Here is a 12,322-nt window from a genome sequence, read left to right on the forward strand (position 1 = left end):
TGGCCAGTGCGAACAATGATCAATAAAAAAGCCGCACTATCAACGTAGCGCGGCTTTTGGGGTGTGGGGTAGGGAGCACCTGTAAGTTTAATCTAACGCAACGATTAGCTGTCTAGTTTGACCAGCATCTTACCGGTATTGCCGCCCTCAAACAGGGCCAAGAAAGCCTCTGGGGTGCTCTCTAAACCCTCTTTCACGGTTTCTTTATAAGCCAGTTTGCCAGCGGCGACTTGCGGGGCCACTTCGTTTAGGAAGTAGGGATAACTCGACCAGTGATCCGCCACGATAAAGCCCTGCATTTTAGCTTTACGGGTGACCAGTTGCGACAGGTTGCTGGGGCCTGGAGTGGGCTCTGCGTCGTTGTAACCGTCGATCATACCGCACACTGCGATTCTGGCGCCTTCATTTAACTGGCTGAGGGCAGCTTCCAGGCAAATGCCACCCACATTTTCATAATACACATCAATACCGTTGGGGCTTGCGAGCTTAATGGCGTCGCTTAATTCATGCGCATTGCGATCGCGATAGCTGACCGGTTCGACACCCAGTGACTCAAGCCAAGCGAGCTTATGGGCAGCGCCTGCAATGCCCACAACATGGCAGCCTTTTGCTTTGGCTAACTGAACCGCCAATGAGCCAACTGCACCGCTGGCCGCACTGACCAGAACGTTATCGCCCGGTTTGCACTCAGCAATCAAATTAAGACCGGTCCAGGCGGTCATGCCGGGCATGCCTAACACACCCAGGTAAGCCTGTTCAGGAACATCAAGGTCGGGTAGTGGCGTCACCCCTTGGGCAGGCAGTTGGGCAATATCACGCCAGCCGCCCATATGGCTGACACGATCGCCCACCTTGAGGCTTGCGTCATTGGATTCGATCACTTCGCCAATGGCGCCGCCTTCCATGGGTTGGCCGAGTTCAAATGGGTCTACATACGTGCGAACGCCATTCATGCGGCCCCGCATATAAGGATCCACAGAGAGCCAGCGATTACGAATTCGCACTTCTCCGTCGGCTAGCTCAGGCAGCGTTTGCGTCTCCAGTTTAAACAGAGAGCGATCGGGTAGGCCCTGGGGGTAATCAGTAAGCGTATAAAAATGTGACTGCATAAATGCCTCCTGCGAATAAATGGCGCCTTGAGCTATCTGTTTCAGCTAAGCGCGTTGAACTCCTTGCAGCATAGAGACCATTAGCTTGCTTGCAAGTTCGCCATGCATGAGAAAGCGGTAGGAGATAAAGCACCTCAAAAGAAACAGGGCGACCATTGCTGGTCGCCCTGTATTTATAGAGTGGCACTATTTTGACTGGTTTACTGTCGCATTAATTAGGCTAAGGGGTATCACACACCAACCAAGAATGTGTTATCCGTTAATCCAACAGCGTTACCATAACCGGTGCTGTACCGCGGCGTAGCATGCCAAGCTTCACTGCCGCGCGTTTGGATAAATCAATAATGCGCCCTTTAACGAAGGGGCCGCGGTCATTGATCAATACTTCTACCTCTTGCCCCGTGTCCGGGCGCGTCACCAACACCTTCGTGCCAAACGGCAAACTAGGGTGGGCGGCTGTCAGTGCCTGCTGGTCAAAGGGCTCTCCACTCGCTGTGGTGGCTCCTTGAAAGCGGTCACTGTAAAAGGAGGCGACGCCTTCCTGTGTATCTGTTTCGTGTGCGAAAGCACTATTAGCAGCGCTACCAACTACTACCGCTGCCAAACAAATCGTTCGGATCAGTCGTTTTTGGGCTCCCATAGGAGTACCTCAGTTTTGCGTATTACGGATCCCGCATTCTTTGATGAGGTGCCGAGTAGGCCTTGCGATAGTACCCTTGTCGTTGCGGGTCAGCAAGCTTTGAGAAGATCGACGCAATTAGGTTCAATTTCAAGATTTTTTAATCGCAATGTTCGTGCCCTTGAGTTTCAGTGACTTATCAACCCAGGGGTTAAGTTAGTAAAAAATCAGATTTGTGCAATGCAGTATTTTTTATCAAACGCTCACTTGATTTCGTTAAGCATCTTATAATCACGTTTGCTTAATTTATTAATGATTGTCATTACAACTTAACAAGGGATCGTTCATGGCTAAATCGGCTTCGCTAGCATTTGAATTGGTGGCGTTGGGCGGCGCTGCCGTCGGTTTTCTGGCTGCTCAGGTTATTCCCTTGCAGCTGCAAACTGCTGAGGATAAGCCCACCAAGAGGCTCATTCTTGCAGAGCCTTTACGCGGGGAAATAACCTTGGCTAGCGAGCTTAACGGGAACGATGGCAGCCGCTTTGTGCGCTATGCAATCTCCCTAGAAGAAGATGAAATTGTTGAAATCTCTCTTGATGGTGCCTTGGAAGGCGTTGTGGCCCTTTACGATGATCAGCTTCAGCTACTCGATAATGCGCCTGTTGTTCGCCACCGTATCGAAGAAAGCGGTGACTATGTCGTGGTGGTAAGCGGGGCCGATGCCTATAGCTATGGCCCATTTACCATTGATAGCCGCAGCGTAGAGCTCACCGATGCCGACACGGTAATAATAGGCGAATCATTTGACAGCTGGTTGCAGGGCGATGCCGATGAAATAGCGCTGAACATAGAAGAGGCGGGCCTTTACCAGCTTGAAATGCGCTCTGATGATTTTGACCCCTACTTAGCCATAGAAGGACCCAACGGCTATACCCGTGAAGATGATGACAGTGCCGGTGATTTAGACGCCCGCATTGCCGATTTCTTTGAGGCCGGTGAATACACGCTGACCGCGCGCAGTGCTTATGACGATGGCAATGGGGTTTATACCCTTTTAGTGGCGCCTCACGAACTACCGGGCGATGGCGAGCTGCGCAACGATGGGTCACTCACTGCCGATGGATCGCTAAGTGGTTGGTACAGCGGTGAACCACTGATCTATCAGTTGGAGCTGGCAGAGAGCTCGTTGGTTACCATAGAAATGCGCTCCGCTGATTTCGATACGTTGATTGAAATTAGTGGACAAGGCGTTGCAGCCAGCGACGACGACGGCGCAGGGGGCACCGATTCCCGTCTTCAAGAGCAATTGCTGCCTGGTACTTATACGGTAAGCGCAAGCGGTTTTAGCGCTACCGGTAGTGGTTTGTTCGAATTAAATATTGAAATGGAACCGACGGAAATTCCTCCTCAACTTTAATTACTAGCTCACTTATCCCGGTAAATTTATTTAAACCAGCTAGGCTGAAAAGGCATTGCCAAAAGCACGCATTGTGTCTGCTTTAGCACTGTTTACTGTCATTCAATAATAGGCATGGATCGCTTATGAACCAACAAATCAAAACACGCCGTTCAGCACATTTAATGGTGGTTGACCCGCAAGGTCAGCTACTGCTTTTTCGCCATCATGATGAGCGTCAAGCGCCTTTTTGGACCACTGTAGGCGGCGAATTGCTTGAAGGAGAGGATTACCCCAGCACGGCAATGCGCGAGCTGAAGGAAAAAACGGGGTTGACCTGCCCCCTCGGCCCGCTATTGCGCGAACGAGATAATATTGACGCCGTGGCAGGCTCTCCGCCAGCCCGCTGGCTTGAACGCTACTTTCTGGTGCGCTGCCCGCCAATGGCTGAAATTACCACTGCCCATTGGAGCGATGAAGAACCTTCTACTATTCAGGCCAGTCACTGGTGGGCTCGGGAAGAGATGCGCGAGGCCGCCCCCGCGCTTTTTAAACCCAGGTGGATACCTGAATTGCTGGACGACATTCTATCTAGCGAGCCAGCGATTAAAGTAGCCGAGGTGAATCTGTTTAAGTAAGCCTAGCGGCTAGCTTTAAGGCAGCCAACCACCACCAGCACTGCCGCTGTGGGTAAGCGCCAGTCGAGCACACTCATGCCTGCTAGAACCAGTAGCAGGGCGGCCAGTATCGGCACGCCATACGCTAAGCTGCCCACTAGGCTGGCGTGCCCCCAGCGCAGTGCTTTGTCCCAAGCCACCATGGCCACGCCGTAAGGGCCTAACCCCAGTGCAATGCCTGCTAGTAACGCTTCCCCGCTGGGTAAAGGGAGTTGTCCTTCAAGTAGCAGGCTAGCCGCCACGGCAATAGCACAAGCGATCAACAGCAGTCGTGGCAGTAGCGGTGTCAACGCCACTGGGGCTGCCTGGCTGAGCCATGAATAAAGCGCCCAACAGCAGGCAGCCAGCAGTGCTAGTGCGTAGCCAGTGGTAGCGCTCCCTAATCCGCCGCTGATGGCTTGAGGAACCAGCAGTAACGCTGCGCCTGAAAACGCAATCAGCGCACCGACAACGCCTGCGATGCGCAGACGGCCAAAGCGGCTCCACTGACTAAGAAGCACAAAGAGCACGGGCCAGGTATAAGTAATCAGCGCCGCTTCAGCGGCGGGCGCTAGCCGCATACCAATAAAGTAAGTACTCACAGCACCAAAAATAAGCAACGGAATGCCCACCCAGACACTTAACTGCCAACCCGCGCCGCTGGCAGCAACATTAACGCGGCGGCTCAGCGGCAGCGTTGCCAGTGCCCCCGCAAGCAGTGTTACGGCGGTTAGCTGTAAAGGCGGTGTCGCCTTGGCAAACTCTGCCAGTAGCGGCGCGGCGCTCCAAAGCATCACGGCCACCAGTGCCGCACCAACACTGTACCAACGTGGAAAAAGGGCGGGGGAGTGAACGCGATGCATCGGAGGTCTCCTTGATTTGAGCATGTGCTGAGCAGCATACTCATCATCAATGCATCACAGTATCGATCTTTTATGATCGTTTTGATCAAGAATGGTGATATATGCGCGCGCCCACCCTAGACCTAACCCTGCTTCGTACTCTGGTGGCAATTTCGGATACCGGCAGTGTGACCGCCGCCGCCAAACGCTTGGCTTACACGCAGTCTACGGTGAGTATGCAGCTGCAGAGGCTGGAGGCGCAGTTATCGCTAATACTGCACGAGCGGGAAGGACGGCGAATACGCTTTACTTCAGAAGGCGAGCGCCTACTTAATCATGCCCGGCGGCTGCTGGCGCTTAATGATGAAGCATGGAGTGATATGCAGGCGCGCCAAGTTACCGGTGACCTCACGTTAGGCATACCGGAAGATTACGCCTCGCTGCTGCCCTCGGTGTTTGCTTACTTTAATCAGCTCTACCCGGCGGTGGGGCTCAAGGTGATCTGCGGTACCAGCGCCCATCTCGTAGAGCAGGTAAAAGCCAAAGAGCTTGATCTGGCACTGGTGACACGCCAACGCAACTCGCCAGGGGGCGATGTAATCCGTCGAGAGCCTTTGCTGTGGGCCGTCGGAATGCACCAGCAGCCGCTGCTAAGCGATCCATTGCCATTAGCGCTTTATTCGCCGGGGGCTGACGTGTTTCGTGAAGTCGCCGAGCAGGCGCTGCAGTCGGCAGGGCGCAGTTGGCGTGTTGCCTATACCAGCCAATCCATGGCCGGGCTGGCGCCGATTGTGACCGCGGGGCTCGCGATAGTGGTGGTGACGCGCAGCATGCTGACGCCGGCGCTAAGGCCACTAGATGAGAGCAGTGGCCTGCCTGCGCTGCCAATGATCGAGCTGGCGCTTCACCGCGCACCCCACCGGCCCTCAGAGCCAGCGCGGCGCTTGGGTGAGTTAATACGTGAGCAATTAGCCGTGCCGGACTAGGCTATATAAACGCCGATCGTGGCGATTCAACTGTTCCCAGCAGGTAGTAGAGGAGAAGCATTGGATAAAAGTAACACTTAACGTTGAGGGCAGCGAAGTGCTTTAATCAGCGGAAGGGAACGTTACTGACTAGACTAAAAAGCAAATAAATTTGCTGTTAGGAGCACTACATGCACGAACTGGATCGTTATATCTACCCGCACCGGGTGCTGCACTGGCTAGTGGCGGGTGCCGTGTTACTCTCGTTGGCTAGCGGTTTGACGCTAGGCTTTCTGGGGTTTGAGCGCACCGTTGCGTTGGTAGGCAATACGCTCACGAACTTGCTTTATACCAGCCACAAAACGCTCGGCGTATTGATATTATTGCTGATGACGCTGCGCATTATTACCCGGCTGGCGTTTGTGGTCCCAGATCATGAACCACCTTTAAATGCGTTCGAGCGGATTGTTAGCTCCAGTGTGCACCACTTGCTCTATTTAGCGCTCATAATTATGCCTTTACTGGGCTGGGCCGCCACTGCTAGCGGCGGCTTTCCAGTAGAGTTTTTCCACTGGCATTTGCCCGGTTTACTTGCTGAGCGTGAGCAGCTCTCTGAACAACTTTTCATGTGGCATGGGCGGTTAGGTTGGATCATTTTAGGCTTAGTGGTACTACACGTTGCTGGCGCGATATTCCATTGGAAAATCAAGCGTGACAACGTTATGAAGCGCATGAGCCTGTTTGACTAGAATTAAGAACTCGCCGAGCCGTAGCGATAGTAAGCGGCGGCTTGGCTTGATTTAACTGCATACATATTGCTATCAGCTTCACTCAGCAAGCTTTCAAGCGTGGCATCATCTGCGCCGTGACAGGTGCTTACCCCAATACTGACGCTAACGCTGACTTGCTCACCGCCGGGAAGGTTGATCGGTGAACGGATGGCTTGGTCAATACGCGCCAGAATAGGCGTTAGCGTATCGCCGGTGCCTATATTCTCCATGATAATAATGAACTCATCGCCTCCAAACCGGGCACAGTGATCATTAGTGCGCGCTAAGTGGATGATGCGTTTGGCTATTTGCTGTAAAACAAAGTCGCCTGCTTCATGACCATAATTATCGTTAATAGGCTTAAAGCGATCCAGGTCGAGCATTAATAGCGCCAAACGATGACCATGCTGACGATTACGCTGTAGAGCTCCCTCGGCAGAACGCATCAGTCCATGGCGATTCAGCAGGCTAGTGAGTACATCATGATTGGCCAAATGCTCCAATGCTATGGTGCGGGCAGCGACTTTTCGTTCCAATAGGGCTTCCTGTTTCTTGAGTGCTGCTAACATCGCGCTTTGAGTTCTTTCCTTTTGCCGCTTAAGTTTATTGAAACGCGATGCTAAGGCAAACGAGAGCAATAACATTTCCAGTGCTGAGCCAATTTGAATACCGTGCAGAGTAATAAAGTTGGCTGGAAGTAGGCTCAGGTTACGCAGCGCAAAGACACCAGCACCTAGTAAAAAAAGCGACCAAGCAAATACGAACAGCCGAGCACTGGGTACGCGTTGCAAACTACAGTAGCTGCCGCATAGCAGGAGCAGTAAAGCGGCCATAAAGCCCGTCACATCCATGAGGTGAAGCGCCGAGGGAATGGGTAATAACAGTGTGGCAATCACTGTCAACCAGCAGTAACTGCGAAAGGTACTCAATACGTTGTGCCAGCGGGGACAATAGACTTTAGTGTTAAGAAAACTTTGCGCAAACAATGTGGCCATGGTGGAAGCGAAGGTAAAACCGAGTGCCACGAGACGAGCCGTGTTATCACCCAGAAAGCTCCAAAACATCAGTGTTCCGATGCCGTTAAAGGTCAGAATAGCGAGAGCAAAACCGCCGACAAAGAGCGAATAGTGAAGAAAAACCCGTTCCTTTAAGCCAAAAAATAGCAGTAAGTTATATAAACCCATTGCCAGCAGCATGCCGAAGTAGGTAGCCAGCCAAAAATTATGGCGATCGTTTTGGGTATAAAACGCCTCGGGCGTTATTAGCTTGTAGTTGAGCATTTTGCTGCCTGAGGCAGCCACATGGGTATACAGCGTTACGCGTTCATGGGCAGCAAGCTCTAGTGAAAAAACCGCCTGACGATGGGCTAGCGCACGCTGTTCAACTGGGACTGCACTACCGCTGCGCTGCGCCTCAATGCTCTGCTGGCGCAGTGTGTAAAGTGTGACGTAATCCAAGAATGGGTACTCAAACTGTACCATCCAGCGCTGGGTTTCTGGCGAGTCATTACGCACTTGTGTTCTAAGCCACACATCATGACGGGTATAGCCGAAGTTTAAATTTTCTTCGTGATGGGAGTGCTTAAAATTAGGCGGGTGAGAGAGTAAGCTATTAAGTGTGATTGATTTATCAGTTGCATGCCAAAATTCACTGTAAGGAGCAAGCGAGTAGCTCGCTTGGTTTGGCGATGCTGATAAGAGGGTATTTGCATGTGCCCAAGGTATCCAACATCCAGCCAACAGCAGCAGTAGGCTGATATACACACCTGCCTTTAAACGTCGAACATGCATATCACATCGCTTTTTTAGTTTTTATTCCGCTCTTTGTTCCCTGGGTTCCCTTACCCCTACCAGGGGCCGCCCATCGTTATATTATAGCGCTTAGGTAAACGTGCAATTTACTCGCCGTTTGGCACTAATGCAGCAGGAGAAAATATCGTCACCAAATTTTTCTGTGCTGCTTGATGGGCACTTTCAGTGTAGACAAGTTTGTAAAATTAACTGTTTAAAACTTCCATACTTAATAAAAGATATGACCTAAATGTTGGGTAAGTCGTTGAATTAATTCTCCGCTGTGACGCCAAAAATGCCAGTAGAGCGGCACCGATAAAGAGTAACCTGGCGCCACGCTGACCAGTTGGCCGCTTTGCATGAGTTCCTTTGTCTGCAGCTGCGGCATCATGCCGTAACCCATCCCCGCCGAGGCTAAGCGAACAAAACCTTCTGAAGAGGGGCAGAGGTGATAAGGAAAGTGGCTGTGGAAACCAAACAGCGCCATAAACCGATGCTGTAACTGGTCGTGGGGGCCGAAAACGATGGCTGGTGCACGCTGAAAGTTCTCTGTCGTCGGACCATCTGAAAAATAGCGCTCAACGTAAGCGGGTGTCGCCAACGGGTGATAGCGCATTTCTCCCAGCGCTACGCAACGCGCACCCGCAATCGGTTGCGGTGTGGCGCATAGGCAGGCGGCGACATCTCCATCGCGCAACCGCTTGAGTCCGACATCTTGATCTTCAATCACAAGGTCCAGTAATACGCCTTCCTGCTGACAAATAGTGGCAACAGCCTCGGCCCACCAGGTGACTAGGCTGTCCGCATTAATTGCAATACGCAGGCGCGGCGCCTGATCATCTAAGGTGGGTAGTGAGCCACGCAGGTCACGCTCTAATAGCTGTACCTGCTGGTAGTGGGTTAACAGCCGCTGGCCAGCAGGGGTTGGAGCTAAATGCGGGTGCCGAACCAGCACTGGCTGGCCAAGGCGAATTTCCAGTGCTTTTATACGTTGGGACACGGCAGATTGTGACAGCCCCAATTCATCCCCCGCGCGCTCAAAGCCGCCGCACTCCACCACGGTCGCCAAGGCATGAAGCAGTTTGTAATCGAGCATGACGGTTTCCCACGGTAGCACTAAGTGACATAAGCCAAAAAATGGCGATAAAACGGTGTAGCGCTTTTTATTTAGATTCAAATAAGATTGAATCTCATAAGCTAATGAATTACATTTCAGGCGGAGCTAGAGCACCAGAATCCTCACGGATTGCCTAGCACTTTATGTGAGTAGTTTCTGTAATGCCACAGCCTAAAGGACACCGTAATGCCCGCCATCATGCTCCGTCGCTCTCTTGCTGGCATCGTTGCGCTTAGCGCGCTGATGCCTTTTGCCCCAGTTGCTATCGACACCGCTGCTGCCGACACCGTTAGCGCTGACGCCGAGGTTGAACACTACGCCGATCTGGCGCATGCCAATTACGCCGATGCACTGAAGGCTGCCCAAGCATTGAACGAGCGTATCGACGAATTGCTCGCCAATCCCACGGCTGAAGCACTGAGTGCAGCCAAGCAAGCCTGGCTGCAGGCGCGGGTGCCTTATCAGCAGAGCGAAGTGTTTCGTTTCGGTAATGCGGTGGTGGATGACTGGGAAGGGCAGCTCAACGCCTGGCCTCTGGACGAAGGCATGATCGATTATGTCGAAGGCGACGACTATCAGCATGAGCTGGGTAACGAAGGCGCTACTGCCAATATTATCGCCAATGAGCAAATCACTGTCGGCGGCGAAACTCTGGACGTCAGCGCGATTACCCCGGAACTCCTTGCTGACCTGAACGAAATAGGCGGCTCGGAAGCCAACGTCGCCAGCGGCTATCACGCCATCGAGTTTCTGCTCTGGGGGCAGGATCTGCATGGCTTTGAGGCAGGCAGCGGCGAACGACCGGTGAGTGATTACCAAACCGGTGACGACTGCACCCATGGCCACTGCGATCGCCGCGGTAGCTACCTGGATGCGGTGTCAGATCTGCTTGTTAACGACCTTGAGTGGATGGTGGCCCAGTGGGCACCAGAAACCGAGGGTAACTACCGTCAGGAACTGCTCGCCGAAGGCGATCAGGAGGGCCTACGCCGTATGCTGTTCGGTATGGGCTCGCTCTCTTTGGGTGAGCTGGCGGGTGAGCGCTTAAAAGTCGCCCTTGAAGCCAACTCTTTTGAGGATGAGCACGACTGCTTTAGCGACAATACCCACAACTCCCACTACTACAACGGCCAGGGTATTCAGAATATCTACACCGGCAGCTATCAACGCCTTGATGGCAGTGTGGTAGAGGGAGCTTCGCTGCAAGACCTGTTATCTCAGCAAAATGCTGAGCTGGCCGATACACTCCATGAGCAGCTAGAAGCCACGATGGCGCGTCTTGATGCTATCAAGGAGGCGGCTGAAGCGGAAAGCTCGCCGATGGCCTTCGATATGATGATTGCCCCGGGTAACGAGCAGGGCAGTGAACTGATCAACGAGGCGATCCTTACCCTAGTGGCGCAAACAGGGTCTATCGAACAGGCCGCAGGCGAGCTGGGCGTGACCTCCCTGCAGCCCGATGATGCCGGTCACCGGTTCTAACCTGGGCTAGCGTCTACCATGAGCCGCCGATAGTGTTGCTATCGAGCGGCTCTGTTGGTTTTTGTCGAATGGCTTGTATTCAGTATCATCCCTCGCAAGGTATCACCATGTACCGCTTACTCCGGTTTATTGTCTTAGCCAAGTGGGTGCCCAGCACATTAGCCCACAGCAGTTTATTACTGTTCTTGCTGGCCATGCCCCTGCAGGCAGCCGAATCACCTACCCAGGATTACCTCATTCAGTTACCGCCTATACAGACCTCGCCCATGAGTGGCGGCGATGGCTCGGTAGAGCAGTTTGACCATAACGCCTATTCGTTGCCGCTGGGTAATATGTCGATGACCAAGCGTCTGGATTTCAGCGTTGGCAACAGCTTCTTTCGCAACCCTTGGGTGGCGGCGCCCGCCAGCACCGAGGCCCGGGATGGTCTGGGGCCACTCCTGAATACCAATAGCTGCCAGGGCTGCCACCTTAAGGATGGTCGGGGGCACCCACCCACCGGCGACGAAAACCCCATCGCGCTGTTTCTGCGCCTCTCGCTACCCGCTAGCCAAGCGGGCCCAGAGACACTGGAGCAGCGGGGCGCGCTTCCGGTACCTAATTACGGTTTGCAGCTACAAACCGCGGCGATTAGCGGTGCCAAGCCCGAGGCCAAGCTGGTGATTGAGTATCGCCCTCGGGAAGTGAGCTTCGCCGATGGCACCAGCGTCACCTTGCAGGCGCCGATCTACTCGATTGCCGAACCCGCCTACGGAGAGCTGCCGGAGTCACTGCAAACCTCGCCGCGGTTGGCGCCGCCAATGATTGGCCTGGGCCTGCTAGAAGCGATTCCAGAAGCTGACCTTATCGCTGCCGCAGACCCTGATGATGCTGATAAAGACGGGATTTCCGGCCGCTACAACCAAGTATGGGATGTGCGCAGTGGTACCACGGTGCTAGGGCGTTTCGGCTGGAAAGCCGGTGAGCCCAGCATTGAGCAGCAGGGCCTGCACGCCTTTGCCGGCGATATGGGGCTGACGTCCAGTCTGGTGCCACAAACCGACTGCATGGAGAGCCAGGGGTGCGATGAGTTTCCTAACGGTGGCACGCCCGAAGTCAGCGATGACGTGGCCGACTTCGTGACCTTCTACGCCTCCAGCCTGGCGGTGCCGATGCGCCGTGATATGAATGACCCCGCGGTAAAACAGGGCGCTGAGCGTTTTAACGCGCTTGGCTGCGCGAGCTGCCATACACCGCGCCAGCGCACCGCTGCGGATGCTGCCCGTCCGGCGCTAGCCAATCAGGAAATATGGCCCTATAGCGACCTGCTGCTCCACGATCTGGGCGATGCCCTGGCGGATCATCGCAGTGAGTTCCAGGCCGATGGCCGCGAATGGCGCACCCCGCCGCTGTGGGGCATCGGCTTGACGCAAACGGTTAACCCCCGGGCGGGTTTTCTCCACGATGGTCGCGCCCGCACCTTGGAAGAGGCGATACTCTGGCACGGTGGCGAGGCAGAAAGCGCCACCCAGGGCTATCGGGCACTGCCCGCCGACCAGCGGGCGGAACTTATCCGTTTCCTTGAATCCCTGTAAGT

At 53.9% G+C, this 12,322-nt stretch carries 11 protein-coding genes; 6 read left to right on the forward strand and 5 right to left on the reverse strand.

Translation table 11 applies throughout. The features are described from left to right. Positions 1-104 precede the first annotated feature (104 nt). Positions 105-1,109 (reverse strand): NADP-dependent oxidoreductase, encoded by a 1,005-nt coding sequence (locus HUO07_RS09130; RefSeq protein WP_176303322.1) that lies wholly within the window; start codon positions 1,107-1,109, stop codon positions 105-107. A 259-nt stretch (positions 1,110-1,368) separates the two neighbouring features. Further along, positions 1,369-1,749: a septal ring lytic transglycosylase RlpA family protein gene (locus HUO07_RS09135; protein ID WP_176303323.1), complete on the reverse strand. Its 381-nt coding sequence runs from the start codon at positions 1,747-1,749 to the stop codon at positions 1,369-1,371. 325 nt (positions 1,750-2,074) lie between these two features. Between HUO07_RS09135 and HUO07_RS09140 the strand changes: the two genes are divergently transcribed. Both HUO07_RS09140 and HUO07_RS09145 read left to right on the forward strand, forming a co-directional pair. After that, entirely contained in the window at positions 2,075-3,145 is a 1,071-nt protein-coding gene (locus tag HUO07_RS09140; RefSeq protein ID WP_176303324.1) for a hypothetical protein, read from the forward strand. 125 nt (positions 3,146-3,270) lie between these two features. After that, the gene (locus tag HUO07_RS09145) at positions 3,271-3,762 is read left to right on the forward strand and encodes an NUDIX hydrolase (protein WP_217908840.1); all 492 of its coding nucleotides are present in this window, start codon (positions 3,271-3,273) and stop codon (positions 3,760-3,762) included. Between the two features lie 2 nt (positions 3,763-3,764). Here the strand turns inward: HUO07_RS09145 and HUO07_RS09150 are convergent, their stop codons facing one another. After that, on the reverse strand, positions 3,765-4,643 hold the full coding sequence (locus HUO07_RS09150) for a DMT family transporter (protein WP_176303325.1): 879 nt from the start codon (positions 4,641-4,643) through the stop codon (positions 3,765-3,767). 101 nt (positions 4,644-4,744) lie between these two features. On the opposite strand from HUO07_RS09150, the gene HUO07_RS09155 reads away from it, so the two are divergent. Both HUO07_RS09155 and HUO07_RS09160 read left to right on the forward strand, forming a co-directional pair. Next, positions 4,745-5,608, forward strand: coding sequence for a LysR substrate-binding domain-containing protein (locus tag HUO07_RS09155; RefSeq protein WP_176303326.1), 864 nt, complete (start codon positions 4,745-4,747; stop codon positions 5,606-5,608). A 170-nt stretch (positions 5,609-5,778) separates the two neighbouring features. Then, positions 5,779-6,336, forward strand: a complete 558-nt coding sequence (locus HUO07_RS09160; RefSeq protein WP_176303327.1) for a cytochrome b — start codon at positions 5,779-5,781, stop codon at positions 6,334-6,336. Positions 6,337-6,338: 2 nt separating this feature from the next. Here the strand turns inward: HUO07_RS09160 and HUO07_RS09165 are convergent, their stop codons facing one another. Together HUO07_RS09165 and HUO07_RS09170 are read right to left on the reverse strand one after the other, a co-directional pair. Beyond that, on the reverse strand, positions 6,339-8,147 hold the full coding sequence (locus HUO07_RS09165; RefSeq protein ID WP_176303328.1) for a diguanylate cyclase: 1,809 nt from the start codon (positions 8,145-8,147) through the stop codon (positions 6,339-6,341). A gap of 229 nt (positions 8,148-8,376) precedes the next feature. Continuing rightward, the gene (locus HUO07_RS09170; RefSeq protein ID WP_176303329.1) at positions 8,377-9,243 is read right to left on the reverse strand and encodes a LysR family transcriptional regulator ArgP; all 867 of its coding nucleotides are present in this window, start codon (positions 9,241-9,243) and stop codon (positions 8,377-8,379) included. Between the two features lie 207 nt (positions 9,244-9,450). Here HUO07_RS09170 and HUO07_RS09175 point away from each other — a divergent pair, with 207 nt between their 5' ends. Together HUO07_RS09175 and HUO07_RS09180 are read left to right on the forward strand one after the other, a co-directional pair. Next, positions 9,451-10,746 (forward strand): imelysin family protein, encoded by a 1,296-nt coding sequence (locus HUO07_RS09175; protein ID WP_176303330.1) that lies wholly within the window; start codon positions 9,451-9,453, stop codon positions 10,744-10,746. Between the two features lie 107 nt (positions 10,747-10,853). Continuing rightward, positions 10,854-12,320: a di-heme oxidoreductase family protein gene (locus tag HUO07_RS09180; protein ID WP_176303331.1), complete on the forward strand. Its 1,467-nt coding sequence runs from the start codon at positions 10,854-10,856 to the stop codon at positions 12,318-12,320. The last annotated feature ends 2 nt before the right edge of the window (positions 12,321-12,322 follow it).

This window comes from Vreelandella maris (assembly GCF_013371085.1).
Taxonomy (GTDB): Bacteria; Pseudomonadota; Gammaproteobacteria; order Pseudomonadales; family Halomonadaceae; genus Vreelandella; species Vreelandella maris.